The 26,637-nt window shown below is 71.1% G+C and carries 23 protein-coding genes; 11 read left to right on the top strand and 12 right to left on the bottom strand.

Going from position 1 to position 26,637, the window contains the following annotated elements; translation table 11 throughout:
- Nucleotides 1-16: 16 nt before the first annotated feature.
- Entirely contained in the window at nucleotides 17-3,616 is a 3,600-nt protein-coding gene (metH, locus tag BJY18_RS08915) for a methionine synthase (RefSeq protein ID WP_184779325.1), read from the top strand.
- Nucleotides 3,617-3,635: 19 nt separating this feature from the next.
- On the opposite strand, the gene BJY18_RS36740 is transcribed toward metH, so the two are convergent.
- The gene (locus BJY18_RS36740) at nucleotides 3,636-4,028 is read right to left on the bottom strand and encodes a MarR family winged helix-turn-helix transcriptional regulator (protein WP_376774756.1); all 393 of its coding nucleotides are present in this window, start codon (nucleotides 4,026-4,028) and stop codon (nucleotides 3,636-3,638) included.
- On the opposite strand from BJY18_RS36740, the gene BJY18_RS36735 reads away from it, so the two are divergent.
- Genes BJY18_RS36735 through BJY18_RS08890 form a run of 4 tightly spaced genes read left to right on the top strand, consistent with a single transcriptional unit; the run spans nucleotide 3,949 to nucleotide 5,672 of the window.
- Nucleotides 3,949-4,416, top strand: a complete 468-nt coding sequence (locus BJY18_RS36735) for a DUF6790 family protein (RefSeq protein ID WP_184785070.1) — start codon at nucleotides 3,949-3,951, stop codon at nucleotides 4,414-4,416. The two genes, BJY18_RS36740 and BJY18_RS36735, sit on opposite strands and share 80 nt — an antisense overlap.
- A gap of 51 nt (nucleotides 4,417-4,467) precedes the next feature.
- A complete protein-coding gene (locus BJY18_RS08900) occupies nucleotides 4,468-4,836 on the top strand; it encodes an STAS domain-containing protein (RefSeq protein WP_184779323.1) in 369 nt (122 codons plus the stop codon).
- A gap of 3 nt (nucleotides 4,837-4,839) precedes the next feature.
- Nucleotides 4,840-5,262, top strand: a complete 423-nt coding sequence (locus BJY18_RS08895; protein ID WP_184779321.1) for an ATP-binding protein — start codon at nucleotides 4,840-4,842, stop codon at nucleotides 5,260-5,262.
- Nucleotides 5,263-5,318: 56 nt separating this feature from the next.
- A complete protein-coding gene (locus tag BJY18_RS08890; protein WP_184779319.1) occupies nucleotides 5,319-5,672 on the top strand; it encodes a hypothetical protein in 354 nt (117 codons plus the stop codon).
- A gap of 93 nt (nucleotides 5,673-5,765) precedes the next feature.
- Here BJY18_RS08890 and BJY18_RS08885 read toward each other — a convergent pair whose 3' ends face one another.
- On the bottom strand, nucleotides 5,766-7,385 hold the full coding sequence (locus tag BJY18_RS08885) for an AMP-binding protein (RefSeq protein ID WP_184779317.1): 1,620 nt from the start codon (nucleotides 7,383-7,385) through the stop codon (nucleotides 5,766-5,768).
- A 278-nt stretch (nucleotides 7,386-7,663) separates the two neighbouring features.
- Entirely contained in the window at nucleotides 7,664-8,266 is a 603-nt protein-coding gene (locus tag BJY18_RS08880) for a LysE/ArgO family amino acid transporter (RefSeq protein ID WP_184779315.1), read from the bottom strand.
- A gap of 70 nt (nucleotides 8,267-8,336) precedes the next feature.
- Between BJY18_RS08880 and BJY18_RS08875 the strand changes: the two genes are divergently transcribed.
- Nucleotides 8,337-9,230, top strand: coding sequence for a LysR family transcriptional regulator ArgP (locus tag BJY18_RS08875; protein ID WP_184779313.1), 894 nt, complete (start codon nucleotides 8,337-8,339; stop codon nucleotides 9,228-9,230).
- A gap of 37 nt (nucleotides 9,231-9,267) precedes the next feature.
- Here BJY18_RS08875 and BJY18_RS08870 read toward each other — a convergent pair whose 3' ends face one another.
- A complete protein-coding gene (locus tag BJY18_RS08870; protein WP_184779311.1) occupies nucleotides 9,268-11,340 on the bottom strand; it encodes an AMP-binding protein in 2,073 nt (690 codons plus the stop codon).
- A 192-nt stretch (nucleotides 11,341-11,532) separates the two neighbouring features.
- On the opposite strand from BJY18_RS08870, the gene BJY18_RS08865 reads away from it, so the two are divergent.
- The 4 genes from BJY18_RS08865 (at nucleotide 11,533) to glgC (ending at nucleotide 15,285) form a co-directional block, all read left to right on the top strand.
- A complete protein-coding gene (locus tag BJY18_RS08865; protein WP_184779309.1) occupies nucleotides 11,533-12,018 on the top strand; it encodes a universal stress protein in 486 nt (161 codons plus the stop codon).
- Between the two features lie 93 nt (nucleotides 12,019-12,111).
- A complete protein-coding gene (locus BJY18_RS08860) occupies nucleotides 12,112-12,858 on the top strand; it encodes a putative protein N(5)-glutamine methyltransferase (protein WP_184779307.1) in 747 nt (248 codons plus the stop codon).
- Between the two features lie 55 nt (nucleotides 12,859-12,913).
- On the top strand, nucleotides 12,914-14,071 hold the full coding sequence (glgA, locus tag BJY18_RS08855; RefSeq protein WP_184779305.1) for a glycogen synthase: 1,158 nt from the start codon (nucleotides 12,914-12,916) through the stop codon (nucleotides 14,069-14,071).
- Complete coding sequence (glgC, locus tag BJY18_RS08850; RefSeq protein ID WP_184779303.1) at nucleotides 14,068-15,285, top strand: glucose-1-phosphate adenylyltransferase; 1,218 nt, start codon at nucleotides 14,068-14,070, stop codon at nucleotides 15,283-15,285. The genes glgA and glgC overlap by 4 nt, the downstream gene beginning before the upstream one ends.
- 75 nt (nucleotides 15,286-15,360) lie before the next feature.
- Here the strand turns inward: glgC and BJY18_RS08845 are convergent, their stop codons facing one another.
- Nucleotides 15,361-15,510: a hypothetical protein gene (locus BJY18_RS08845; RefSeq protein ID WP_184785069.1), complete on the bottom strand. Its 150-nt coding sequence runs from the start codon at nucleotides 15,508-15,510 to the stop codon at nucleotides 15,361-15,363.
- 374 nt (nucleotides 15,511-15,884) lie between these two features.
- Here BJY18_RS08845 and BJY18_RS08835 point away from each other — a divergent pair, with 374 nt between their 5' ends.
- Nucleotides 15,885-16,619 (top strand): SDR family NAD(P)-dependent oxidoreductase, encoded by a 735-nt coding sequence (locus BJY18_RS08835; RefSeq protein WP_184779301.1) that lies wholly within the window; start codon nucleotides 15,885-15,887, stop codon nucleotides 16,617-16,619.
- A gap of 6 nt (nucleotides 16,620-16,625) precedes the next feature.
- On the opposite strand, the gene BJY18_RS08830 is transcribed toward BJY18_RS08835, so the two are convergent.
- The 7 genes from BJY18_RS08830 to BJY18_RS08800 form a co-directional block, all read right to left on the bottom strand.
- Nucleotides 16,626-17,834: a glycosyltransferase gene (locus tag BJY18_RS08830; protein WP_184779299.1), complete on the bottom strand. Its 1,209-nt coding sequence runs from the start codon at nucleotides 17,832-17,834 to the stop codon at nucleotides 16,626-16,628.
- Between the two features lie 122 nt (nucleotides 17,835-17,956).
- Nucleotides 17,957-19,798, bottom strand: a complete 1,842-nt coding sequence (locus tag BJY18_RS08825; protein WP_184779297.1) for a sialidase family protein — start codon at nucleotides 19,796-19,798, stop codon at nucleotides 17,957-17,959.
- Nucleotides 19,795-21,801 carry a beta-galactosidase gene (locus BJY18_RS08820; RefSeq protein ID WP_184779295.1) on the bottom strand — a complete coding sequence of 669 codons (2,007 nt, stop codon included), beginning with the start codon at nucleotides 21,799-21,801 and terminating at the stop codon, nucleotides 19,795-19,797. The genes BJY18_RS08825 and BJY18_RS08820 overlap by 4 nt, the downstream gene beginning before the upstream one ends.
- A 1-nt stretch (nucleotide 21,802) precedes the next feature.
- Nucleotides 21,803-22,732, bottom strand: a complete 930-nt coding sequence (locus tag BJY18_RS08815) for a dihydrodipicolinate synthase family protein (RefSeq protein WP_184779293.1) — start codon at nucleotides 22,730-22,732, stop codon at nucleotides 21,803-21,805.
- Entirely contained in the window at nucleotides 22,729-23,694 is a 966-nt protein-coding gene (locus BJY18_RS08810; protein ID WP_184779291.1) for an oligopeptide/dipeptide ABC transporter ATP-binding protein, read from the bottom strand. Before BJY18_RS08810 ends, BJY18_RS08815 begins: the two co-directional genes overlap by 4 nt.
- Nucleotides 23,691-25,652, bottom strand: a complete 1,962-nt coding sequence (locus BJY18_RS08805; RefSeq protein ID WP_184784513.1) for a dipeptide/oligopeptide/nickel ABC transporter permease/ATP-binding protein — start codon at nucleotides 25,650-25,652, stop codon at nucleotides 23,691-23,693. Before BJY18_RS08805 ends, BJY18_RS08810 begins: the two co-directional genes overlap by 4 nt.
- Nucleotides 25,652-26,611 (bottom strand): ABC transporter permease, encoded by a 960-nt coding sequence (locus tag BJY18_RS08800; protein WP_184779289.1) that lies wholly within the window; start codon nucleotides 26,609-26,611, stop codon nucleotides 25,652-25,654. Before BJY18_RS08800 ends, BJY18_RS08805 begins: the two co-directional genes overlap by 1 nt.
- Nucleotides 26,612-26,637: the final 26 nt, after the last annotated feature.

Here is a 26,637-nt window from a genome sequence, read left to right as displayed (position 1 = left end):
CAGCTGCGGAGGTGGCATGACCGAGACTTTGCGGACCCTGCTGGACCAGCGCGTCGTGGTGCTCGACGGGGCCTGGGGCACGATGCTGCAGAACGCCGGCCTGCAGCCCGCGGACTACCGCGACAGCTGGCTCGAAGGGCATCCGAAAGACGTCACCGGCGACCCGGATCTGCTCAACCTGACCCGCCCGGACGTGGTGCTCGACGTGCACCGCCAGTACCTCGCCGCGGGTGCGGACATCACCACCACCAACACGTTCACCGCCACCTCCATCGGCCAGGCCGACTACGGCCTGGAGGGCAAGGTGCGCGAGATGAACCTGCGTGCGGTGGAGCTGGCGCGCCAGGCCGCGGACGAGTTCGGCGGCCGGTACGTGGCCGGGTCGGTCGGCCCGCTCAACGTCACGCTGTCGCTGTCGCCGCGAGTCGAGGACCCGGCGTATCGCGCGGTCACCTACGAGCAGGTCAAGGACGCCTACGCCGAGCAGATCAAGGCGCTCGCCGACGGCGGTGTCGACGTGCTGCTCATCGAGACCATCTTCGACACCCTCAACTGCAAGGCGGCGATCACCGCCGCCCGCGAGGTCGCGCCGCAGCTGCCGCTGTGGATCTCGGTCACCATCGTCGACCTGTCCGGCCGCACGCTGTCGGGCCAGACCGTCAGCGCGTTCTGGCAGTCGGTCGCGCACGCCGAGCCGCTCGTGGTCGGGCTCAACTGCTCGCTCGGTGCCGCCGACATGCGCCCGCACGCCGAGGAGCTGGCGAAGATCGCCGGCGCCTACACCGCGTGCTACCCGAACGCCGGGCTGCCCAACGCCTTCGGCGGCTACGACGAGACCCCGGAGCAGACCGGTGGCGCGCTCGGCGAGTTCGCCGGCGCCGGGCTGGTCAACATCGTCGGTGGCTGCTGCGGCACCACGCCGGAGCACATCGCGAAGATCGCCGAGTCGGTCAAGGGGGTCCCGGCGCGGCCGGTTCCGGTGCCCGAGCGGGCCACCCGGTTCTCCGGCCTGGAGCCGTTCACGATCGGCGCGGACACCGGGTTCGTGATGATCGGCGAGCGCACCAACGTGACCGGTTCGGCGCGGTTTCGCAAGCTGATCGAGGCGGGCGACCACCAGGCCGCGGTCGACGTCGCGCTGGAACAGGTGCGCGGCGGCGCGAACCTGCTCGACGTCAACTTCGACGCCGACCTGCTCGAGTCCGAGCGGGAGATGACCACGTTCCTCAACCTCATCGCGACCGAACCGGAGGTCGCGCGCATCCCGGTGATGGTCGACAGTTCCCGGTGGAGCGTGCTGGAAGCCGGCCTGCGCTGTGTGCAAGGCAAGGGCGTGGTCAACTCGATCAGCCTCAAGGAGGGCGAGGGCCCGTTCCTGGAGCAGGCGCGCCGGATCCGCGACTACGGCGCGGGCGTGGTGGTGATGGCCTTCGACGAGAAGGGCCAGGCCGACACCGCCGACCGCAAGGTCGAGATCTGTTCGCGGGCCTACGATCTGCTCACCCTCCAGGCCGGTTTCCCCGGTGAGGACATCGTCTTCGACCCCAACGTGCTCGCCGTGGGCACCGGCATCAGCGAGCACAACGGCTACGCCAAGGCCTTCCTCGAGGCACTGCCGCTGATCAAGCAGCGCTGTCCGGGCGCGCACACCTCCGGTGGCATCTCGAACCTGTCGTTCTCCTTCCGCGGCAACAATGTCGTACGCGAGGCGATGCATTCGGCGTTCCTGTTCCACGCCGTGCGCGCGGGGCTGGACATGGGCATCGTCAACGCCGGGCAGCTCGCGGTGTACGAGGACATCCCGAAGGACCTGCTGGAGCTGGTCGAGGACGTGCTCTTCGACCGCCGCGACGACGCGACCGACCGGCTGGTGGAGTTCGCCGAGACGGTGAAGGGCAGCGGGACCAAGCGGGTGGTCGACCTGTCCTGGCGGGAGACGCCGGTCGCGGAGCGGCTTTCGCACGCGCTGGTGCACGGCATCGTCGACTTCATCGAGGAGGACACCGAGCAGGCGCGGCAGTCGTTCGACCGGCCCCTGCAGGTGATCGAGGGCCCGCTGATGGACGGCATGAAGATCGTCGGCGACCTGTTCGGTTCCGGGAAGATGTTCCTGCCGCAGGTGGTCAAGAGCGCGCGCGTGATGAAGCGGTCGGTCGCCTATCTGGAGCCCTACATGGAGGCGGAGAAGGAAAAGATGAAGGCCGAGGGCCGCATCGACACCTCCCGCGGCCAGGGCAAGGTCGTGCTCGCCACGGTCAAGGGCGACGTGCACGACATCGGGAAGAACATCGTCGGCGTCGTGCTGGGGTGCAACAACTACGAGGTGATCGACCTCGGCGTGATGGTGCCCGCGGCGAAGATCCTGGACACCGCGGTGGCCGAGCACGCGGACGTCGTCGGGCTGTCCGGGCTGATCACGCCGTCGCTGGACGAGATGGTCTCGGTCGCCACGGAAATGCAGCGGCGCGGGCTGAAGCTGCCGCTGCTGATCGGCGGGGCCACCACCTCGAAGCAGCACACCGCGGTGAAGATCGCCCCGGCCTACGACCACAGCACGCTGCACGTGCTCGACGCGTCCCGCGTGGTCGGAGTGGTGTCCGATCTGCTCGACACCGACCGCTCCGACGTGCTGGACGCGAAGAACCGGGCCGACCAGCAGCGGTTGCGCGAGCAGCACGAGAACCGGCACACCACGCCGTTGCTGACGCTGGAGCAGGCGCGGGCGAACAAGGAGGAGGTCTCGTTCGCCGGGCTGCCGGTGCCGGACTTCACCGGCCGGTGTGTGCGGGAGCCCTCGATTGCCGAACTGCGCGAGATGATCGACTGGCAGTTCCTGTTCCTGGCCTGGGAACTCAAGGGCAAGTATCCGGCGATCCTCGACCAGCCGGTGGCGCGGGAGCTGTTCGACGACGCGAACGGGCTGCTCGACGAGATCATCGCCGACGGCTCCTTCCACGCCCGCGGTGCCTACGCCTACTGGCCGGCGCACGCCGAAGGCGACGACATCCTGCTCGAGGGCGAGTACGCGGACTTCCGGTTCCCGATGCTGCGTCAGCAGACGCAGAAGCCGCAGGGCCGGGCCAACCGGAGCCTCGCCGACTACGTCGCCCCCGAAGGCGACCACCTCGGCGGGTTCGCCGTCGCCATCCACGGCGCCGAGGACCTGGCCGCCCGCTACGAGGCCGAGCACGACGACTACCGCGCGATCATGGTGAAGGCACTGGCCGACCGCCTGGCCGAGGCGTTCGCCGAGTACCTACACCTGGAGGCCCGCCGCCGGTGGTTCGAACCGGACGCCGAACCCGACCTGGCGGACCTGCACGCGGAGCGGTTCCGCGGCATCCGCCCGGCGCTGGGCTACCCGGCGAGCCCGGACCACAGCGAGAAGAAGGACCTGTTCACCCTGCTCGGCTCGGACGACCTCGGCATCGGACTCACCGAGTCCTACGCGATGTACCCGGCCGCCGCGGTGAGCGGCCTGATCTTCGCGCATCCGCAGTCGCGCTACTTCACCGTCGGACGGCTGGGCCGCGACCAGGTCGAGGACTACGCCCGCCGGCGCGGCCTGGACCTGGCCGAGGTGGAGCGCTGGCTGCGCCCGAACCTGGCGTACTGAGCATCCATCGGCGCGCGGCTCAGCTGTCTTCGAGGATTTCGGCCAGCAGCACGGTGTCGCGCAGGTAGCGCTCGTACGGGAAGCCGGCTTCGAGCAGCCCCTGGCGCAGCTGTTCGTACAGGGGCTTCCCGCTGTCGTGGAAAGCCGCGTGGCCGGCTTCGGTGAGGGCGACCAGGCGGCGCCGGCCGTGCTCGGGGTCGGGGCGGACCTGGACGAGGCCGGCCGCCTCGAGCGGGCGCAGGGCGCGGCTGATCGCCGGATCGGACACCGAAAGTGCCTGTGCCAGCTGGTGCTGCGTCGCCGCGGTTCCCCTCGTCTGGCTCGTGGTGGCCGTGGCGGGCGCACTGATCCGTACCCGCCACAGCCCGTCCAGGGCCGCGGCCCTGGAAACCTGGCAACGGTGGTGGGGTATCGCCGCACTCGGCTGCGGCAGCCTGTGGATGACGATCGCGTTCCTCGGCGCCCCGGACGTGATGGCCACCGCGATCGGCTTCGCGCGGACCCCGTTCACCTTCGAGATCGCCTTCGCGAACCTCGGGCTCGCCGTCATGGGGTTCCGTGCCGCCTCGTCCTCGGCCACCGCGCGCGAACGCATCACGGTCGGGCTCGGCGCCGGAATGTTCCTGTGGGGCGCCCTGATCGGCCATGTCTACCAGTGGTTCGCCAACGGTGACCACGCGCCCGGGAACACCGGTGGGGTCCTGGTCTGCGACCTGCTCTTCCCCGCGGTCATGATCATCCTCGCCCGCCGTTCGCAGCGGCTCGCCGTGGCGGAGCAGCCGGCCACGGTCCTCGCCTGAGGACCGGTCATCTCTGGCGGTCGGCGGGTGGTTGCGGCACCATCGGGAACTGTGACGGTGGCAGGCGCGGGCGGTGACCTGGAGATCGCCGTCCGGTGGCGCGGACCGGCCGCGGTGGTGACCGTGGGCGGGGAGATCGACCTGGTCACGGCCCCGGAGCTGGACGAGGTGGTCGGCGGGGTGCTCGACGACCGCCCCGGCGTGCTCGTCGTGGATCTGCGCGCGGTCGGCTTCCTCAGCTCGTCCGGCCTGCAGGTGCTGGCGGGTGCGCACCGGCGGCTGGATGCCGGCGCGCTGCGCGTGGTCAGCACGTCGGCGGTGACGTCGCGGCCGCTCACCACCACCGGGCTCGACGAGTGGATCGGCCTGTTCGGCTCGGTCGACCAGGCGCTGGCCGGCGTCGCCGGAACGGACGGCTGAGGGGTGCCCGCGACTTCCGCCACCGGGTCGTTGAGCTGCCACGACGTGCCCGCCGAGCCGGCCGAGCTGCGCACTCTGCGGCATCGCCTGCTGGCGTGGGCGCTGGACGCGGGCGTGCCCGGCGACTGCGCGCAGGACATCGTGCTGGCCGGCTACGAGGCTTTGGCGAACGTCGCCGACCACGCCTATCGCGACGGCGAAACGGGTCGCGTCGACCTGGACGCGGCGCGGCACGCGAACCACGTCGAGGTGGTGATCACCGACCACGGCCGTTGGCGCCCGTCCGGCGAGGACGGCACCCCGGTTCCGCTACGCGGCCGCGGGCTCCTGCTGCTGCGCGCGAGCGCCGACCACACGGACGTCCGTACCGGGGAACACGGCACAGTGGTGACGTTGGGCTGGGATCTGCCCTCGTCCCGAGCCTGACCGTTGAGTGCGCCTGCTCAGTAGTGTGGCCGGTGGCCGTCGGGCATGATGGTCAGGTGAGCGAGTCCGCCGACGCGACTGCTGGTCGCGATGTCCCGCCGAGTTTCGCCGACCAGCTGCGTCAGCGGTCGGCCGCCTTCCGCGTGTGCGCCGGCAATGAGGACCGGGCCGCCGAGCTGTTCGCCGGACTCGCCGAGCGGGGACTTCCCGGCATGACGGAGATGCGCAACCGTTCCGAGCGCGCGGCGAGGATGCTCGAACAAGTGGCGTCGGTAACGGCGGCGCAAGCGATGGCCTACGACGAAATGCTCGCGGCGGGCGGCCCCGACGACTCCCGCGCCTACGTCGAGTACGAGGCCAGCACCCGGCGCCTCCTCGCACTGATGCCCACCGACACACTCACCGACTGAACGTGCCGGAACGGCTGGCGTTCCGGCAGTTTCCGGAGAGCCGGCGCCCCGGCTTCCGTCCGGACACCTCGCACGTCGGAATCCCCGGCCACTTCACGGCACCAGCGGTGCTTCGGCGGCGCGGCGGCGGAGGAGGTACCGCTGTACCTTGCCGCTCGGGTTTCGGGGGAGTTCCTGGACGAACTCCACTCGTCGCGGGTATTTGTACGGCGCGGCAAGGGATTTGGCGAAGTTCTGGAGTTCGGTCACCTTGTCCGGTCCGGGGGTGGCGCCTTCGGTCAGGACCACGTAGGCGGCCACCACCGCGCCGCGTGCCTCGTCCGGGGCGGCGACCACGGCGCACTCCAGCACATCCGGGTGGCGCAGCAGCACTTCCTCGACCTCCGGGCCGGCGATGTTGTACCCGGACGAGACGATCATGTCGTCGCTGCGGGCGCGGTAGTGGAAGTAGCCTTCGCTGTCGCGCACGTAGGTGTCGCCGGTGAGGTTCCAGCCGTGCTCGACGAACACGGTCTGCCGGTCGTCGGCGAGGTAGCGGCAGCCGGTCGGGCCCTGCACGGCGAGCCGGCCCGGCGTGCCGTCGGGGACCGGGCGGCCTTCGTCGTCGACGATCCGCGCGCGGTACCCGGGAACGGCGCGGCCGGTGGCACCCGGGTGCACGTCCTCGTCGGCGGCGGAGATGAACACGTGCAGCATTTCGGTGCTGCCGATGCCGTCGATCAGCCAGTGCCCGGTGGCTGCGTGGAAGTCGGTGGCCACCGACGCGGGCAGGGCCTCGCCCGCCGACACCGCGCGGCGCAGCCCGGCCAGCAGCGACCGCCGGTCCGACGCGAGGATCGCGCGGTACGCGGTGGGTGCGGTGAACAGCACCGTCACGCCGTTTTCGGCGACCAGATCGGCCAGCTCGAGCGGGGTGGCGCGTTCGACGAGCAGCGTTGCCGCACCGGCGTGCAGCGGGAAGACCAGCAGCCCGCCGAGACCGAAGGTGAACGCGAGCGGGGGAGTGCCGCAGAAGAGATCCCCGGGCTCGGGGCGCACCACATGCCGCGAGAACGTGTCGGCGATCGCCAGCAGGTCACGGTGGAAGTGCATGGTCGCCTTGGGCCTGCCGGTGGTACCCGAGGTGAACGCGAGGATCGCGACGTCATCGGCCGCGGTGTCCACGTCGGCGAACGTCGCGGGCCGGGCCCGGCAGCGGGCCGAGAGGTCGTCCGGCGCGTCGCCGCCGTAGCAGATGACCGGCAGGTCGAAGGCGGCGAGCTCGTCCGGATAACGGTGGTCGCACAGGGCCAGCACGGGTGCACAGGCCTCGACGATCTTGGTCAGCTCGTGCGCCCGCAGCATCGGCATGGTGGCGACGGCGACCGCGCCCGCTTTGAGCACGCCCAGCCAGCACGCGGCCAGCCACGGGGTGTTGGGCCCGCGCAGCAGCACCCGGTTGCCGGGCACGACCCCGAGCGCACTCAGCTCGCCGGCGACCTGGTTCGCCCGCGCGAGCAGTTCGCCGTAGGTCCACGAGCTGGTGGGGGACAGCACCGCGCGCCGGTCGGCGCCCCAGCGCGCGAGGGCGTCGTCGAGCAGCCGGGTGGCCGCGTTGAGCCGATCGGGGTAGTGCAGCTCGGGCAGGTCGAACAGCAGCTCGGGCCACTGCTCGGACGGCGGCAGGTGATCCCGGCAGAAAGTGTCTACATGGGCACTCGGCAGCAACGGCACGACTGACCTCCCGGCGACGCGGCTACCGGGTACTGTAATACGCTTTACGGCCGTCAGGAAGACGCAAGAAAGATCAGCCGGCGAAAGCCCTCGGCGCGGCCACCCCGAAGGTCGGCGACTTCTCGCACGTTCCGCCCGCCCGGAAGTCGTCGAGGTCGCCGCCGGAGCTGTCGTCGACCGCCGCGCGCAGCATGCCCTTCAGATCGACCCCGCCCTCGGAGGAGAAGGGCGGTTCCTCCCCGGGAGCTGACCGGTTCGTATCGGTCCGTTCGGGATCATCAGAGGGAAAGCAGCATGCGCACGCCCAGCGCGGTCATCGTGAGCGCGATCACCGCGTCCAGTATCCGCCAGGCGGCCGGACGGGCGAACACGCCGGACAGCCGGTTCGCGCCGAATCCGAGCGCGCAGAACCACACCGCGCTCGCGACCGCCGCGCCGGCACCGAAGATCCAGCGGTCGCCGTCGTGCCCGGCGGCCACCGAACCGAGCAGCAGCACGGTGTCCAGGTAGACGTGCGGGTTGAGCCAGGTGAGTGCGAGGCAGGTGAGCAGCGTGCGCCGCGGTGCGGCGAAGGCGTCCGGCTCCGCGATCGGGGCCGCAGGGCGGACGACCCGGCGTGCGGCCAGCAGCCCGTAGCCGACCAGGAAAAGCCCGCCGGCCACCCCGATCACCCCGAGCGCGGCGGGCCATTGCTTCAGCACCGCACCGATTCCGCCGACCCCGGCGGCGATCAGCACCACGTCGGACAGCGTGCACACGAGCACCACCGGGACAACGAGCCCGCCGCGCAGTCCCTGGCGGAGCACGAAGGCGTTCTGCGCGCCGATGGCGACGATGAGCGACAGGCCGGTACCGAATCCGGCGGCGAGTGCGGCGATCACGGTCTCGACGCTACGACCGTTCTCGGGCTTCACTCCAGGTAAAGATCGTGACCTAGGATAAGCGATCGTGATGTCGGATCTTCCGCTCGACCAGGTGCGCACGTTGCTCGCGGTGGTCGACGAGCAGTCGTTCGACCGGGCGGCGGCGGTGCTGCACGTGACCCCGCCCGCGGTGAGCCAGCGGGTGAAGGCACTCGAACAGCGGGTCGGCCGGGTGCTCGTGCTGCGCACGAAACCGGTGCGGCTGACCGAATCCGGGCAGGTGCTGGTGCGCTTCGCCCGGCAGCTCACGCGGCTCGAATCCGACACCCGTGCCGAACTCGGGCTGGGCGGCCCGGAGCGGGACGGACCGGCGGCGACCGTGGCGATCGCGGTCAACGCGGATTCGCTGGCGACCTGGTTCCTCGGCGCACTCGAGGACGTGCCGGCCGATCCGCCGGTCTCGTTCGACCTGCGCAGCGACGACCAGGACCACACCGCCGCCCTGCTGCGGGAGGGACAGGTGATGGCCGCGGTCACCTCGGCCCCGCATCCGGTGCAGGGCTGCTCGGTGACGCGGCTGGGCACCATGCGCTACCGCGCGGTGGCCGCGCCCGCGTTCGCCGCGCGATGGATCGACGGCGGCCCGCTCGCGCAGCGGCTGCCCGCCGCGCCTGCCGTGCTGTTCGACCGCAAGGACGATCTGCAGGACCGTTTCCTGCGCCGGCTCACCCGGCGGCGCCGTCCGGAACCGGTGCGGCACTACATCCCCGCGTCGGTGTCCTTTGTGGACGCCGTGGCGGCGGGTCTCGGCTGGGGCATGGTGCCCGAGCTCCAGCTCGCCGGTCGCGGTCTCACCGACCTGGCCCCGGACCGGCCCACCGACGTCCCGCTCTACTGGCAGCAGTGGAAACTCGACTCGCCGCCGCTGGCCGGCCTCGCCGCGGCGGTGGCCAGGGCCGCGGCGCGGGCGTTGGCCCGCTGAACGCCGCGCTCGGCAGTGACAGGAACTCCAGGCCCGCTCAGTACTGCGGCAGTGGCCACAGATCGTCGCTGAGGAGGCGTTTCACGACCTTCCCGGTGGCGTTGCGGGGCAGTTCCGGCACGAAGTACACGTCGCGCGGTACCGCGAACCGGGCCAGGCGCTGGTGGATGTGGTGGCGCACGTCCTCGGCGTGCATCCGCGCTCCGCGGTGCAGCACCAGGTAGGCGGCCAGCCGCTGGCCGAACTCCTCGTCGGGCACCCCCACCACCGCCGCGTCCGACACCCCGGGCAGCGCGGCCAGTGCCTCCTCCACCGGCCGCGGGAACACGTTCTCCCCGCCGGAGACGATCATCTCGTCCGCGCGGCCGGTCACGAACAGCCGGCCGGCCGCGTCCTGGTAGCCGACGTCGCCGGTGGCCATCAGGTCGTCGGCGCGCGACACCGTGGTGCCGTTGGTGTAGCCGTCGAACAGCATGTCGTTGCCGACGAAGATCTGCCCCTCGTCGCCCGGTGGCACGCGGTGGCCCTCGTCGTCCAGTACCGCGATCCCGGTGCCCGGCGGGCAGCGGCCCGCGGTGGTCGGCGCGGCCCGCAGGTCGGCCGGATCGGCGATACTGGCCCAGGACACCTCGGTGGAGCCGTAGAAGTTGTAGAGCACGTCGCCGAAGGTGTCCATGAAGGCGGTCACGAACGCGCCCGGCATCGCCGATCCGCTGCTGGCCACGATCCGCAGCGACGACAGGTCGTAGCGGGTGCGCACGCGTTCGGGCAGGTCGAGAATCCGCTGCAGCATGATCGGCACCGCGAACAGCGCGTCGCACCGGTGCTCGGCGATGGTGCGCAGGGTGTCCTCCGCGTCGAACCGGCGGATCAGCGCCAGTTCCGCACGCACCGCCATGCCGATCTGCATCGCGGCCAGCCCCCAGCTGTGGAACAGCGGTGCGGCGACCGCGATCCGGTCCCGGGCGTGCAGCGGGATCCGGGCGAGGATGCTCGCCGACGTGCTGATGCCCTTGGGCGTCGGACGGCGCGCGCCCTTCGGCGTGCCGGTGGTGCCCGAGGTGAGGACGACGATGCGACCCGGCCGGGAGCTCGGCTTCGGCCGGGTGGCCGGCGCTTCGCGGATCAGCTCGTCGAGCGTGCGGTAGCCCGCCTCGGCGTCGTCCCAGGTGCTGATGCGCGGGAAGTCGCCCCGCACGCCGGCGATGATCGGCGCGAACTCGTCGTCGGCCAGTACCGCGGCCGGCGGATGCTCGGTGAGCACCTCCTCGACCGCCGCGGGGGACAGGCCGGTGTTGAGCAGCACCAGATCGGCGCCGAGCTTGCTGGTCCCGACGAAGGTCTCGATCATCGCCGCGTGGTTGCGGCACATGATCGCGACTGGACTGCCGGCCTCGACGCCGAGGGCGGCCAGCGCGTTCGCCAGCTGGTTGCTGCGCTCGTCGATCTCCCCGAAGGTGCGGCTGCCCCGCTCGTCGTGCACCGCGAGGTCGCCGGGCCCACGCGCGGTGGCCGCCAGGTAGCCGCCGGCGACCGTGGCGCCCCACTGGGTGATCGAGTTGAGCTGCCGGATCATCCGGTCCGGCCGTCCTGCGGCCAGCACACCCGCGCGCACCAGGGTGTTCGCGGTACGCAGCGACGTCGTGCGCTCCGGCGGCGGCTGCTCGGCCGGGGTGCCGGACAGCTGCTGCCCGATGCGCGTGCCCAGTGCCCGGAGCAGGGCCTTGACCGAGCTTCGGGAGGCCAGCCCGGAATGCTCCTCCGGCAGCGACGGCAGCATCATCCGCAGGATCAGCTCGGTGCCGCCGCGGGGGACCGGGCGCAGTTCGAGCGAGACCCAGGTGCGTTCGTCCGGAAGGCCGCACCAGACCACGTGCTCGCCGGGGCGGTACACCGCCGCGTGCACGGTGCCCTCCACGAACGTGTCCCGGTCCGGGGCCAGCCGCACCAGGCAGCGCGGGCCGCGGCCGCGTTCGGCCGCCTGGGTCACCTCGCACCAGCTGATCTCCGGGACGAACCTCGGGTACAGCTCCGGTGCTCCGACGATCTGCCACACCTGCCCTGGCGGGTGCCCGATGACCGCACTCGCCTCGACCACATCGTCTCGCATCGCGATCCGCCTCACCTCCGCACGCGTTGCGGCTCCCCGGCACCCACCGGACGCGTGTTCAGGTCGCGGGCACGCTACCAGCAGACGGCATGATCCGGGTACTGCCGAACCATCGGCGTTCCTACCTGGTGGGATGGTCACGGCAGGGCGGGGAGCGTGGCCGGGTCCGGACCGGGCGGCGATAATGACCGCGTGGAGCAACTGGTCGAGGAGTACGGCCCGCGCTGGGAGCCCGGGCCGTACGAACGGGGTACCGACGGACCGCTGGTGGTGCTGGCCGGGGTGGACACCTCGCCGACCGGGATGCGTGCGGCCGCCTACGCGGCCGGTCTCGCCCGAAGGCAACGAGCCCGTCTGGTGGTTGTGTACGTCGTCTCGCCCACGGTGTGGAGCGGGCTGGCCGCGGCCGCGGCGGTCGACGTGCAGCAGGAGACCTTCGCCGAGGAGATCCGGCAGCTGCGCGAAGAGCTGGCCTGCCGTGCCGAGGAGCTGTCGGTGCCGGTCCGGTTCGTGGTCCGGCGGGGGGAGACCTTCCCCGAACTGCGGCAGGCCGCCCTGGACGAGAACGCCGACCTGGTCGTGGTCGGCGCGTCCGAGCAGGGCGGGCACCGGCTCGTCGGCTCGATCGGCAACCGCCTGGTCCGGACCGCGACCTGGCCGGTCGTGGTCGTGCCCTGACCCCCCGGCTGTGCGCAGTCCTGAGTGGACAGTGTTGCCGGATGAAGATGCTGGTGTACAAAGACTTTCAGGTCAGCCGAGAATGAGGAACGGGTGGACTACGCCGACGTCGTGACGAGCCTGCGGGCCGCCGGATGCGTCTTCGCCGAGGATGAGGCGCGGCTGCTGGTGACCTCCGGTGCGCCGCTCGGGCCGATGGTCGAGCGCCGCAGTGCGGGAGAGCCGCTGGAGCACGTGCTCGGCTGGGCGGAGTTCGCCGGACGCCGGTTCGCCGTGGAGCCCGGCGTGTTCGTACCCCGGCACCGCAGCGAACTGCTGGTCCGGCTGGCCGCCGGGCTCGCGCGCGCCGGGTCGGTGGTGCTCGACCTGTGCTGTGGCTCGGGGGCGCTCGGGGCCACGGTCGCCGCCGAGATACCCGGGATCGAACTGCACGCGGCCGACCTCGAACCCGCGGCGGTGCGATGCGCGCGCCGGAACGTGCCGGGCCCGGTGTACGAGGGCGACCTCTACGAGCCCGTGCCCGCGCGCCTTCGGGGCCGGGTCGACGTGCTGATCTCGAACGTCCCGTACGTGCCGACCGAAGACATCCGGCTGCTGCCGCCCGAAGCACGCGAGCACGAACCGTGGACCGCGCTCGACGGCGGTGACGACGGGCTGGCCGTGCTGCGCCGGGTGGTCGCCGAAGCGCCGCGGTGGCTCGCCCCTGGCGGGCACGTGCTGTTCGAGACGAGCGAACGGCAGGCGCCGGTCGCGGTCGCCGAGGTGCGCCGCGCCGGGCTGGCCGCGCGGACCGAGCGTTCCGCGGATCTCGGGGCCACCGTCGTGCTCGGCGGCCGGTGATCTTCGCCCACTTTCCGTACTGCGCTTGACCGGCCGGGACGTCTAGGGTCGGGTCATGAAGGTCGGCTTGCTCACCCGGGAGTACCCACCGGACGTCTACGGGGGAGCGGGGGTGCACGTCGAGTTCCTCGCGCGGCAGCTGCGGTCGCTGGTCGAGCTGGACGTGCACTGCTGGGGTCCCGACCGGCCGGACGGCGCGCGCGGGCACCGCGACGCCCACGGTTACGCCCAGCCCGCGTTCGCGACGATGGACATCGCGGTGTCGATGGCCGATGCCCTCGCCGGCCACGATCTCGCGCACAGTCACACCTGGTACGCCAACCTCGGCGGGCATCTGGCGAAGCTCACGCACGGCATTCCGCACGTGATCACCGCGCATTCGCTCGAACCGCTGCGGCCGTGGAAGGCCGAGCAGCTCGGCGGTGGTTACCGCGTGTCGTCGTGGATCGAGCGCGAGGCCTACGAAGCGGCGGACGCGATCATCGCGGTCAGCGCGGGGATGCGCCGCGACGTGCTCACCGCGTACCCGGAGGTCGATCCGGCGCGGGTGCACGTGGTGCACAACGGCATCGACACCGGTCTGTACCATCCGGACCCGGGTACCGACGTGCTGGCCAAGCACGGCATCGACCCGGACCGGCCGTACGCGCTGTTCGTCGGGCGGATCACGCGGCAGAAGGGCGTGCCGCACCTGGTGCGCGCGGGTGCCGAACTGGACGAGGACGTGCAGCTGATCCTGTGTGCCGGCGGTGCCGACACTCCGGAGCTGGACACGGAGTTCCGCGAGCTGGTGGCGGACCTGCAGGCGAAGCGATCCGGGGTGCGGTGGATCCCGGAAATGCTGCCGCGGGCCGAGGTGGTGCAGCTGCTCACACACGCGCTGGTGTTCGTCTGCCCGTCGGTCTACGAACCGCTCGGCATCGTGAACCTCGAGGCGATGGCCTGTGGCACCGCGGTGGTGGCCAGCGATGTCGGCGGCATCCCGGAGGTGGTCGACGACGGGGTGAGCGGGCTGCTCGTGCACTACGACGAGGCCGATCCGGCGGCTTTCGAGGCCGGGCTCGCGGCCGGGATCAACGCGCTGGCCGCCGACCGTGACCGGGCCGCCCGCTTGGGCCTGGCCGGGAGGGACCGTGCCGTGGGAGAGTTCGGCTGGGCCGCGATCGCCGCCGCGACGGTCGCCGTCTACGAGGCGTGCGGGAGGGTTTCGTGATCGACGGATCCGATGTGCTGGGCATCGTGCTCGCCGGCGGCGAGGGCAAACGGCTGATGCCGCTGACCACCGACCGCGCGAAACCCGCGGTGCCCTTCGGCGGGGTGCACCGGCTGATCGACTTCGTGCTGTCCAATCTGGTGCACGGCGGGATCCGCCGGATCTGCGTGCTCACGCAGTACAAATCGCATTCGCTGGACCGGCACATCTCGACCACCTGGCGGCTGTCCTCGCTGACCGGCGAGTACGTCACGCCGGTGCCCGCGCAGCAGCGGCTGGGCCCGCACTGGTACCAGGGCAGCGCGGACGCGATCCACCAGAGCCTCAACCTGGTGCACGACGAGTCGCCTGCCTACATCGCGGTGTTCGGCGCGGACAACATCTACCGGATGGATCCGCGGCAGATGATCGACGAGCACATCGCCTCCGGTGCCGGGGTCACCGTGGCGGGCATCCGCGTCCCGCAGTCGGAGGCGCGGTCGTTCGGCGTGATCCAGACCGGCGACGGTACCCGGATCGACGCCTTCCTCGAAAAGCCCGAGGACCCGCCGAGCCTGCCGGACTCACCCGGCGAATCGTATGTGTCGATGGGCAACTACGTGTTCACCACGCAGGTGATGCTCGACGCGCTGCGGGAGGATTCGCGCAACGTCGGCTCGAAGCACGACATGGGCCGCGACATCATCCCGGCGCTGGTGGCCAAGGGCGAGGCCGCGGTGTACGACTTCACCGGCAACGTCGTGCCCGGCGAGACCGACCGCGATCACGGCTACTGGCGGGACGTCGGCACGATCGACAGCTACTACGACGCGCACACCGACCTGATCTCGACGTCGCCGATCTTCAATCTGTACAACCGGAAGTGGCCGATCCTGGCGCATCCGGGCCAGCGTGCGGCGGCGAAGTTCGTGGAGGGCGGCTCGGCCACTCAGTCGATCGTGAGCAACGGCTGCATCATCTCCGGCGCGCAGGTGGTCGATTCGGTGCTGTCGCCGGACGTGTTCGTGGAGAACGGCGCGGTGGTGCAGGGTTCGGTGCTGCTGGACGGCGCACGGGTGGGCCGCGGCGCGGTGGTCCGGCGCGCGATCCTGGACAAGAACGTGGTCGTCCCCGCGGGAGCGCACATCGGCGTCGACCTCGCGCGCGACCGGCAGCACTACCACGTGAGCCCGTTCGGCATCGTCGTGTTGGGCAAGGGCGAGACGGCGATTTAGGTTTGTCTGGCACAGGATTCGTCTGGCGGCTGTGATGCTGGTGGGTGTGTCGCGGTTTCAGTTCCTCTCGGATGCTCAGTCGGCGTTGATCGAGGATGTGCTGCTGGTCGCACTGGTCGGCGTGGTCGTCCGTTTTCTGATGCTCGGGCGATGGTCGAGGGGATCATCTACCGCGACCGCGGCATCACCGTGGTGATCCCCGAGCCGGCTGATCAGGTCGGGCATCGCACACGCCGCGGTCCGGCCACTCGGTATGACTCGCCATCGTCTACCGATCAGCGGTAGTCCTGCATACGGTGATCACCTGGACCACAGCATTGTCCGACACACCCTCGGTGTACTGACCCGCCGCCCGGCCCCAGAACGCGACCGTGGTTTCCCGGGCCTCATCGGTCAGGGTCCCGGGGTAAGCCAGGCGGGTGTGGGGTCATCCACGGCGTTGTGCAGGTAGGCGATGCGGGCCGGTCCCCAGCGCCGCACCCAGCTGTCCTGACGACACAGCGGGTCGGGCCACACCGTGCACCCTAATTGTTGACTGATCAGTCCAGATCAGGCAGAGTTGTGGACGTAATGGTCAATAACTCGAGGAGGTGGGCGGCGTGGCCGTCCTGACAGGCAAGGTCGCAGTGGTCACCGGTGGCAGCAGCGGCATCGGGCTGGCGATCGCGCGGTCCTTCCGCGACGAGGGCGCGAAGGTGTTCATCACCGGCCGTCGCAAGGAAGCGCTCGACGCGGCCGTCGCCGAGCTCGGCGAAAACGTGACCGCCGTGGTCGCCGACTCTGCGGTGCCGGCCGATCTCGACGCGCTCTACGAGACCGTCCGCGAGCAGGCGGGGCACCTGGACATCGTGGTCGCGAACGCCGGCATCGGCACGCAAACCCAGTTCGGTGCCGTCACCGAGGAACAGATCGACGAGCAGTTCGCCGTCAATGTCAAGGGAACGATCTTCACCGTCCAGAAGGCACTGCCCCTGCTGCGTTCCGGGGCTTCCCTCGTGCTGATCGGCTCGTCCGCCGCCACCAGCCCTTCGCCGGGCCTCGAGGTCTACGGTGCGACCAAGGCGGCGATCCGCAACCTCGCCCGCGGCTGGGCGCACAGCTCGCTCCAGCACGGCTTCCGCGTCAACGTGCTCTCGCCGGGCGCGGTCCCGACGCCGGGCCTGCTCGACCTCGTTCCCGCGGAAGTCCGGGAGCAAATCAAGACGACGGTCCCGCTGGGCCGCCTGGGCACCCCGGAGGAGCTGGCCGCGGCCGCCACGTTCCTGGCCTCGGACGCCTCGAGCTACATGAACGGCGCCGAGCTCGTCGTCGACGGCGGGGTCACGCAGATCTGATGCCCTTCACGACGCGTGGCAGGCGGCGACGGCGCGGGCCAGGACGCTGGCCGGGGTCGGCTGTGCGGCCATCTCCGCGCGGACTTCCGTTGCCGCGTCGCGGAAAGCGGGTTCGGTGAGCAGCCGGTTTACCAGCGTGCGCACGGTGGTGGCGTCGATCGTGGACGGATCGTGGGTCAGGCCCACGCCGCGGTCGGCGACACGCTGCGCGGACAGCGGGTTGTCCGCGAAGCCCGGCAGCACGAGCTGCGGCACGCCGTAGAACAGCGGCGCGGCAGTGGTTCCGGAGCCGCCGTGGTGCACGATCGCCGAACACGACGGCAGGAACACCGACAGCGGCAGGTAGCCGACCGAGCGCACGTTCGGCGGCAGCTCGCCGAGTTCGCTCAGGTCCGCCGTGCCCGCGGCCAGCACCACCTCGACGTCCATTCCGCCGAGTCCGGCGAGCACCGCGGCGAGACTGCTGACGCCGCTCACGCTCGGCACCACCGTGCCGAGCGTGACGGCGACCCGCGGGCGTTCCGGGCGGTGCAGTGCCCACTCCGGAACCACCGCGCCGCCGTTGTAGGGCACGAACTGCATGGGCCACCATGGCGCGGCGTCGCGTTCGTCCGGGTGCTCGTCGTCCGGATGCAGGCCGCCCATGCTGGGGGCGCGCGGGTCGATGCGGGCGAGCGTGCGGGTGCTGCCGATGCCCAGCTTCTCCCGCATCGCCATGGCGCCTTCGTTCTCGCCGAAGCTGCCGTGCCCTTCCCGCCAGTCCGTGTCGCGGACCGACCAGGAGACCCGGTTGCCGACCTCGAGCACGGGTACGTCGAGCGCGGCGGCGGCGAGCATGCCCGCGGCGTGGTCGGAGGTGGTGACCACCAGGTCGGGGCCGAACGCCCGGCCCGCCTCGATGGTGCCCTCGGTCATGGTCACGGTGAACAGCCCGAACGGCCCGTTGCCCAGGCGCAGGTTCCGGTACTCCTCCGGCAGCTCGGTGGTATCCCCGGTGTCCCTGCCCTGGCCGCTGACCATGGTCAGCAGGTCGTTCCAGACGTTGCGCTGCGGGAACACGTCGTACACCGGCAGCCCGGCCCGCGCACCGGCCTCGGTCATCTCGGAGGTGGTCGCGAGCAGGACCTCGTGCCCGGCGGCGCGTGCCGCCCAGATCAGCGGGATGACCGGCAGCGTGAGCCCGTACCCGGGCGCGGAGGAGAACAGGATCTTCACGCCCGCGAGCCTGCCAGAACCCGGGTGTCCCGCGCACGTGGATTGCCGCGCCGCGGTACCGGGCATCCGGCAAACGCCGACAAAGCTGCCGAAAACCCCCGAGACCGGGCTCCGGCGACTGGTCAGCGGCTGTGGTCGAACGGCAGCCACGCCGCCGCGCCCGGTACCGCGGCGCCGGCACTCACCCGGGTCAGCTCCGGGCCGGTCAGGGCCCGCCGGTAGAGCCGGGTGTCGTCGAGTGCGCCGGCCAGCTGCTGGGTGCCGTCGGGTCGTTCGCCCAGCAGCAGCTGGAACGAGACGGTTTCGCTGACCGACCCGGGGGAGTCCGGCCCGGTGGCGGCGACTGCTCCGTCCACCAGGATTCGCAGCGCCCCGCCGGTGCGTTGGAGTACGAGGTGGTGCCACTGCTGGTCGTCGTAAGCCTGCGCGGTGGTCACCGAGCGGCTGCCGGCCGAGGTGGTCATGGCGGCGACCAGCCGCCGGTCCGCGGGTTCCGCGCGCAGCCATAGCTGCGGTGCCGTCGCCCCCATCCCACTCAGCCACAGCAAAGCTTGCGGCTGTTTCGAAGCCCCGTAACGGAACCACGTGCTGTAGGTGAAGTCGCCCGCGCCCACGAGCTGGCCCGGCGAATACCGCACGCGGACGAAATCGTCGACGCCGTCGAGCCGTACCGCACCGCCGAACCGTCCGGGTTCCACGGTGGCACCACCGCCCAGAATGCCACCGGAGTGCCGGTTCGCCAGGTCCGGAGTGGACGGACCGGGGGAACGCCGCCAGCCGAGGTGGTTCTCGTCGAAGCGAACGAAGCGGATCTCGTCCCGGGCGTCGACCGCGCCGCCCTCGTACAGCAGGCCGATCCGCGCGTCGCGCTCGTGAGGTCCGCTCAGCTGCACCAGATCGGAGTATCCCGACCAGTCGGTGGTGATCCGTGTGCCCTGCTCGGTGTTTTCCCAGGTGCGGCCGCCGTCGTAGGACGAGCGGATGGTCATCCAGCGGCGACGGTCGGTGTCGGCGGGGGAGGCGAACAGCAGCCGTTGCCCACCCGGGCGTTCCAGTCGCAGCAGGCAGCCCTGCACCATCGGGGTCACGAGGTCCGGGATCGTGGTGAACCGACGGCTGAACGTCGCCCCGCCGTCGCGGCTCAGCGCGTAGTCCCGGTTGCCGACGTCGGTGCCGCCTTGCTCCCTGCCGCCCGCGTAGATCGTGCCGTCCGGCAGTTCGGCGACGCTGATCTCCGACGGCTTCTGCGCGTAGGTACCGCCCACCGGATGCGGGTAGCTGTCCACCGCGCCCACCTGCCAGCTCCGCCCGTGGTCGTCGCTGTAGACGAGTGCGCCGTAGTTCTCCACCGAGTCGGTGCCGGCACTGCGTTCGGCGTTGACACCGAACACGAGCCGGCCCGCGTGCCGGCCGTGCGCCAGCTGGATGCCGTGCACCGGACCGGAGGCGTACCACGAATCCCACTCCGGCAGCTTGGCCTGCGCGCTGATGTCGACCGGTACGGACCAGGTGCGGCCGTCGTCGTCGCTGTACTGCGCGTGTGGCGCACGCGGGCACGGCACGTCGCAGGCCTGGTCGTCGTCGCGGCCCTTGTTGTAGGTCGTGATCAGCACGATCCGGCCGGTCGTACTGTCCACGATGGGCACCGGGTTGCCGTGGGTGTCGCCGCCACCGGGGTTCACCACCCGCAGTGGTGACCAGGTGGTGCCGCCGTCGGTGGACCGCTTCACCACCAGGTCGATGTCGCCGGTGTCCCCGCAGTTGTCACGGCGGCCCTCGGCGAAGGCGAGCAGCGTGCCCGAGGCACTGCGGACGATCGCCGGGATGCGGAAGCAGGCGTAGCCGGTTTCCTGGTGCGGGTTGAAAAGCACCTGCTGGTCGAACGCGGGCGCGGCGTGCGCCTGGCTCGGCACGACGCCGATCAGCAGCAGGAAGGCCAGTGCCACCCGGGAAAGCCGGTTCATCGGTGCTCCTCCCGGTTCGCCGCGGCGAGCACCGCCACGCCGTACGGTTCCAGCGCCACCTCCGTCACGGACCGGCCCGGGTCGGCGAGCAGGTCCGTGCCGGGTTCCGGCAGCGCCACGGTGACCGCTTCCGTGCCGTGGTTGAGCAGGAACAGGTAGTCGGCGTCGCCGTGTCGTACCACGGCCTGCACCCCCTCGGGCAGGCCGGGCAGCACCGGCACCGCGCCGGCACCGGCGGTGATCCGGTCGAACAGCTCGCGCATCGCCTCCGGGGACGGGCGGGTGCCGAGGTACCACGCCACGCCCGCACCGAACTCGTGGCGCGTCACCGCCGGGCGCCCGCTCAGCGGCCCCTCGGCGAAGGTGGCCACCGTCGTGGCGCCCTCGGGTTCGATCCATTCCGACCAGATGGTGGCGGGAACGGTGGTCCCGTCCACCTCGATGCTGGTCGAACCGTCCTCGGGCAGCGGCCAGAACTCGTCCACCCGCAGGCCGAGGACGTCCCGCAGCGGGGCGGGGTAGCCGCCGAGGTACGCCCGGTCGTGTTCGTCCACGATGCCGGAGAAGAACGACACCACGAGGTGCCCGCCACTGTCCACATAGGACCGGAGATGGGCCGCCACTGCCGCGTCCATCAGATACAGATTGGGCACCACGACGAGCCGGTAGCCGGACAGCTCGCGGGCCGGGTGCACCACGTCGCAGGTCACGTTGGCGTCGAACAGGGGTGCGTAGTGCGCCAGATGCGCGTCGAGCTGGCGCAGGTCGTCGGACGGGTGCGAATCCAGTTCCAGCGCCCACCAGCTGTTCCAGTCGTGCAGGATGGCGACGTCGGCCCGGACGCGGCTGTCCGCGATCTCCGGTACGGACGCCAGTTCCCGGCCGAGATCGCGCACCTCGCGGAACGTCCGGGTGTCGCGCCCGCCGTGCGGGACCATCGCGGAGTGGAACTTCTCCGCCCCGCCCGCGGTCTGCCGCCACTGGAAGAACAGCACGGCGTCCGCTCCGCGCGCCACCGCCTGCCAGCTGTCCAGCCGCATCGCGCCCGGCGGCTTCGGCCCGTTGCGCGTCCGCCAGTTGACCGCGCTCGGCGCCTGTTCCAGCAGCAGCCAGGGTTTGCCTTGTTTGGCCGACCGCACGAGGTCGTAGGCGAAGGCCGCTTCCACGTGCCCGCGCGGATCGTGGGGGTCGGGATACGAGTCGAGGCTCACCACGTCCTCGTGCTGGACCCAGCTGTGCCAGTCCAGTGCCTTCTGCACCCGGCCGACGAAGTTCGTGGTCACCGGCACGTCCGGGGTCACCCGGGTGAGCACCTCGCGTTCGGCGCGGTGGCAGGCGAGTGAGGCATCCGAGGAGAACCGGTGGTAGTCGAGCTGTTGCGCCGGATTCGGAAAAGTCGGTGCGACGCGGGGCGGCTCGATCTCGGCCCAATCGTCGTAGCGCTGGGACCAGAACGTCGTGCTCCACGCGGAATTGAGCGCTTCGACCGTGCCGTAGCGCTCGCGCAGCCAGCGCCGGAAGTCCTCGGCCGACGCATCGCAGTAGCACGCGCGGATGTGGCAGCCGAACTCGTTGCCGATGTGCCACATGGCCAGCGCGGGATGCCCTGCGTACCGCGTGGCGACCTGCTCGACCAGCCGCACCGCGTGCTCCCGGTACACCGGGCTGGACGGGCAGAACTGTTGCCGCGCGCCCGCCGATAGCCGGGTGCCGTCCGCGCGTACGGGCAGAATTTCCGGATGCCGGTGGGAAAGCCACGGCGGGGGAGAGGCGGTCATGGTGGCGAGACAGACGGAGACACCGCCCGCGGCGAGCTTGTCCAGCACCTCGTCGAACCAGCCGAAGTCGAACTCACCCGGCCGCGGCTCGACCTGTGCCCAGGAGAAGATCCCGGCGGTCACCATCGACACGCCGGCCTCGGCCATCAGCTTCAGGTCCTCGTCGTGGACTTCCGGCGACCAGTGCTCGGGGTTGTAGTCCCCGCCGTAGTAGAGCCGGTCCATCTCAGAGCAACCCCGATTCCGCCAGTTTTTCCTTGATCTGCAACAGCTCCTCGGCGTTCAGCGGCAGCTGCGGAGGTGCGGTCACCGCGTTGTCGATGAAACCGCGCATCTTCATCGCCGCCTTGAACGCGCCGAGCGCGGCCGAGCCGCGGCCCATCCGGGCAGGTGGTGCGACGTCGGTGATGCCGAACAGGGACAGCAGCCGTTCCTGCTCGCGACGGGCGGCTGCCGTGTCACCGGTGCGGAAGTGGTCGTGGATCCGCACGTAGCCGGCCGGATCGACGTTCCCGAGGCCGGGTACCGCGCCGTCGGCACCCAGCGCCAGCGCGGAATCGACGAGCAGTTCGGATCCGGTGAACACGGCGAAGGAATCGAGCCCACGCTCCCGGCGTCCCTTGAGCAGGAAGCGGAATCCGGCCTCGTCGCCGCTGGAGTCCTTGACCCCGGCGAGCACCCCGTCCGCGGCCAGGGCCAGCACCAGCTGCCGGTCGAGCTTCGTGTGCACCGCGACCGGGATGTCGTAGGCGAAGATCGGCAGCTCGGTCCCGTCGTGCAGCAACCGGAAGTGCAGGTCGATCTCCGCGCTGTGGGTACGGGTGTAGTACGGCGCGGTCACCACCATCGCGTCCGCGCCGGCGGCCTCGGCCGTCTTCAGGTGCTCGGCCACCCGCAGGGTCGTCATGTCGATGCAGCCGGCCAGCACCGGTACCCGGCCGGCGACCTGGTCCACCGCGGTTTCGATGACGACTTGCCGCTGCCGGTCGGGCAGGAAAGCGACCTCGCTCGACGAGCCGAGCACGAAGACCCCGTGCACACCGGCCTCGAGCTGGAAGTCGATGTGGCGCCGCAAGGACGCGGTGTCCACCGTGAAGTCGTCGTGCAGCGGGGTGCACAGGGGCGGGATGATGCCGGCGAATTTCGGCGCGGTCATGAGGCGTTCACTCCGGTCGGGATCTCGGGATGGATGCAGCGGTAGGTGTGCCCGGCCGTGCCGTCCACCGGGGGCAGCGCGGCCGAGCACTCGGCGGTGGCCCGGGGGCAGCGGGTGTGGAACGGGCAGCCGGGCGGTGGCGCGGTCGCCGATGGAACGGGCCCGCTCAGCACGATCGGCTCGACCGGATGCAGCAGGCTCGGGGTGGCGGAGAACAGCGCCCGCGTGTACGGATGGTGCGCGTGCCCGGGCAGGTCCCCGGCCGGCGCCTGCTCGACGATCCGGCCGAGGTACATGGTCACGATCCGGTCGCTCATCCGCCGCACGGTCTGGATGTCGTGGGACACGAACACCATCGCCAGGCCGAGCCGCTCCTTCAGATCCAGCAACAGGTTCAGGATCTGCGCCCGGACCGACACATCGAGCGCGGACGTCGGTTCGTCCGCGACCAGCAACGCCGGGCGCAGCGCGAGCGCGCGGGCGATCGCCACCCGCTGACGTTGCCCGCCCGAAAGCTGCGAGGGCAGCGCGTCGGCGACGCTGCCGGGAAGCCCGACCAGGCCCATCAGCTCCCGTACCCGCTCGGCCCGCTGTGCGGCAGTGCCTTCGTGATGCACGTCGAGCGGGTCACGCAGGATCTTCTCGACCGGCAGCCGCCGGTTGAGCGCGGTGGCCGGGTCCTGGAACACCATGCCGACCGTGCGGCCGAGTTCGATCGGGCGCAGCGCGCTCAGCGGGGCGCCGGAGTAGCGGACCGTGCCCTCTGCCGGCTTCTGCAGCCCGACCAGCACCTTGGCCAAAGTGGACTTGCCGCACCCGGATTCCCCGACCACGCCGACGGTTTCGCCCGCTTCGATGGCCAGGCCCACGTCGGTCAACGCATATACCTGCTCGTGCCCGAACAGGCTCGCGCCGCGGACGCGGTGCACCACGTGCACGCCTTCGACTTCCACGAGGCTCATGCCTGCGCTCCTTCCGCCACCGCGGGCGACGTGCTTTCGGCCGGGTAGTGACAGGCCACCTCGTGGCCGTCACCGCGGGTTTCGGGCTGCACCTCGAAACAGTGTCCACGCGCGGCCGGGCACCGGGTCGCGAACCGGCAGCCGGGCGGGAAGTCCGCGGGAGCGGGCACGACGCCCTTGATCTGGGTGAGCGTGGTTTCGTTCTCCTCCAGCGACAGCACCGCGCTCAGCAGACCGCGGGTGTAGTGGTGCCGCGGCGAGCCGACGACCTGCGCGGTCGTCCCGCTTTCGGCCACCTGCCCGCCGTACATCACGACCACGCGGTCCGCGACGTCGGAAACCAGCGCGAGGTCGTGGGACACCAGCACGAGCGCGAAACCCAGTTCCTCCTGCAGCCGCAGCAGCAGCGCGATGATCTGCGCCTGCACGGTCACGTCGAGCGCGGTGGTCGGCTCGTCGGCCACGATCAGCTTCGGGCTGCGCGAAAGTGCCATCGCGATCAGCACCCGCTGGCGCTGGCCGCCGGACAGTTCGTGCGGGTACGCCCGCAGCGTCCGGTCCGGATCGAGGTTCACCAGCTCCAGCAGCTCCGCCGGGCTCCGGGTGCCGCCGCGGCGGGTGAACTGCTTGAGCTGCGCGCGGATCGTCATCGCCGGGTTCAGCGAACTGAGCGCGTCCTGGTAGACCATGGAGAGGTCGTGCCCGAGGTGCCGGCGCCGGGTGCCGGGCTTCATGGTCAGCAGGTCCTCGCCGGCGAAGCGGATCGCGCCGCCCAGGCACGCCCCCTCCGGTGCCAGACCCATGACCGACAGCGCGGTCAGCGATTTGCCGCAGCCGGATTCGCCGATCAGGCCGAGCACCTCCCCGGCCCGCACGGTGAACGACACGCCGTCGACCACCCGTACGCCCCGGTGCCGCTCCGGGAAGGAGACGGTGAGCTGGTCGACCTCCAGCACCGCGGGCCGGGCGGAGAGGTCGCGTGCTTTGGCCGACAACCGTTCCCCGGCTTCGCGGAGCCCGCGCAGCGGCAGGACGGGTGCGGTGCTCGTGGCCGCCTCCTCGACCAGCTGCGCGGCCTCACCCGCCTTGGCGGTGCGAGCGGGCGGCGCGGCCCAGGCGTCGGAAATCCCCTCGGACAGGATGTTCAGCGCCAGCACCGTGATCAGGATCAGCAGGCCGGGGAACAGCGTGGCCCACCAGCCGCCGGTGAGCACCAGGTCCTTGCCGTCGGACAGCACCGATCCCCAGGACGGGTTGGGTGGCTGGATCCCCGCGCCGATGAACGACAGGGAAGCCTCGAACACGATCGCGTCGGCCACCGTCACCGTGCAGTAGACCAGGATCGGCGCGGCACAGTTGACCGCGACGTGCCGGGCCAGGATGAACAGCCGCTTCGCGCCGAGCACCCGTTCGGCGGCCACGTAGTCCTCGCCGTACTGCGCCTGCACGTTCGCCCGCACCACGCGGGCCACCGGCGCCATGTTGAGGAACCCGATCGCGAGGATCAGCACCAGGATGCCGCGGCCGAACACGGCGACCAGCACCGCGGCGAGCGCGACCCCGGGGAAGGCCATCAGCACGTCGAGCACCCGCATCACCACGGAGTCGGTGCGCCGCCCGGTGGTCGCCGCGAACGAGCCGAGCACCGTCCCGGCGACCAGGGCCAGCACGGTGGCGCCGAGGCCGATCGCCAGCGACCACCGGGTGCCCGCCACGAGCCGGGAGAAGATGTCGCGGCCGGACTGGTCGGTGCCGAACCAGTGCGCCGCGCTCGGCCCGCCGGTGTCGGTGCTCAGCGCGTCGGGATCGTGCGTCACGAACAGGGCGCCGGCCACCGCGGTCAGCACGAGCACGAGCAGCACGGCCAGCGCGAGCCACGAGGACAGCGGTAGCCGCCGGAAGCGGATGCCGGGCCGGGACAGCCGGGCGGTCAGGCCCGGGCGCAGCACGGGGCGCATCACGACCGGCTCCGCAGGCGCGGGCTGGCCAGCAGGTAGAGCACGTCGACCACGAGGTTCACCAGGACGAAGGCGATCGCGATGGTGATCACGAAGCCCTGCACCTTGGCGGTGTCCCCGTCCTGTACCGCTTGGATCATGTTCTGTCCCATCCCGGGCAGTGCGAACATCGTCTCGATCACCACCGCGCCGCCGAGCAGGTAGCCGATGCGTAGGCCCAGCACGGTGAGCGGGGTGACCAGCGCGTTGCGCAGCACGTTGCGGCCCACCACGACCACCGGCGGCAGCCCGCCGCCGCGCGCGGTGCGCACGTAGTCCTTGTCCAGTTCCTCCACCATCGACGTGCGGATCACCCGGGTCAGTTGCGCGGCCACCGGCAGCGACAGCGAGATCGCGGGCAGGGTGAGCGCGTTCAGCCAGCCGGAGAACGAATCGCGGGGGTTGATGTAGCCGCTGGTGGGGAAGAGGCCCTTGCCCACCGCTAGCCACTGCACGAGCAGCAGCGCGATCCAGAACGCCGGAGCGGCCACCCCGGCGAGGGTGACCACCCGGATCAGGTGGTCCGGCCAGCGGCCGCGGAACAGTGCCGAGGTCACCCCCAGCAGCAGGGCCAGCACGAGCGCGAGCACCAGCCCCAGCAGGGTCAGCTGCACGGTCAGCGGGAGCGCGGTCGCGATGGTCTGGCCCACCGGCTCCTTGGTGATCACGCTGGTGCCGAAGTCGCCCTGCAGCAGATGCCACACGAAGTGCACGTACTGCAGGGGAAGCGGGTCGAGCAGGCCGTTGGCCGCGCGGAACTGCTGCAGCTGCTCCGGCGTGGCGTTGGCCCCGTTGAACGCGGCCAGTGCCGGATCGACCGGCGAGAACCGCATCACGATGAACACGAACAGGATCACGCCGAGCAGCAGCGGTATCAGAGCGAGGATGCGGCCGGCCAGCATCCGGACGACGACGAGCACAGTGGACTCTCCTAGTACTCCAGCCG

The sequence above is a fragment of the Amycolatopsis jiangsuensis genome (assembly GCF_014204865.1).
Classification (GTDB): Bacteria; Actinomycetota; Actinomycetes; order Mycobacteriales; family Pseudonocardiaceae; genus Amycolatopsis; species Amycolatopsis jiangsuensis.
Note: the sequence above shows the minus strand (reverse complement) of the source record. Positions and strands in the feature narration are given on the sequence as shown.

Excerpts from the sequence above, each read along its gene's own strand:
- metH (WP_184779325.1), top strand. The coding sequence starts at position 17 with ATGACCGAGACTTTGCGGACCCTGCTGGACCAGCGCGTCGTGGTGCTC.
- BJY18_RS08875 (WP_184779313.1), top strand. The coding sequence starts at position 8,337 with ATGTCGGATCTTCCGCTCGACCAGGTGCGCACGTTGCTCGCGGTGGTC.
- BJY18_RS08870 (WP_184779311.1), bottom strand. The coding sequence starts at position 11,340 with ATGCGAGACGATGTGGTCGAGGCGAGTGCGGTCATCGGGCACCCGCCA.
- glgA (WP_184779305.1), top strand. The coding sequence starts at position 12,914 with ATGAAGGTCGGCTTGCTCACCCGGGAGTACCCACCGGACGTCTACGGG.
- BJY18_RS08845 (WP_184785069.1), bottom strand. The coding sequence starts at position 15,510 with ATGCCCGACCTGATCAGCCGGCTCGGGGATCACCACGGTGATGCCGCG.
- BJY18_RS08825 (WP_184779297.1), bottom strand. The coding sequence starts at position 19,798 with ATGAACCGGCTTTCCCGGGTGGCACTGGCCTTCCTGCTGCTGATCGGC.
- BJY18_RS08820 (WP_184779295.1), bottom strand. The coding sequence starts at position 21,801 with ATGGACCGGCTCTACTACGGCGGGGACTACAACCCCGAGCACTGGTCG.
- BJY18_RS08815 (WP_184779293.1), bottom strand. The coding sequence starts at position 22,732 with ATGACCGCGCCGAAATTCGCCGGCATCATCCCGCCCCTGTGCACCCCG.
- BJY18_RS08810 (WP_184779291.1), bottom strand. The coding sequence starts at position 23,694 with ATGAGCCTCGTGGAAGTCGAAGGCGTGCACGTGGTGCACCGCGTCCGC.
- BJY18_RS08805 (WP_184784513.1), bottom strand. The coding sequence starts at position 25,652 with ATGCGCCCCGTGCTGCGCCCGGGCCTGACCGCCCGGCTGTCCCGGCCC.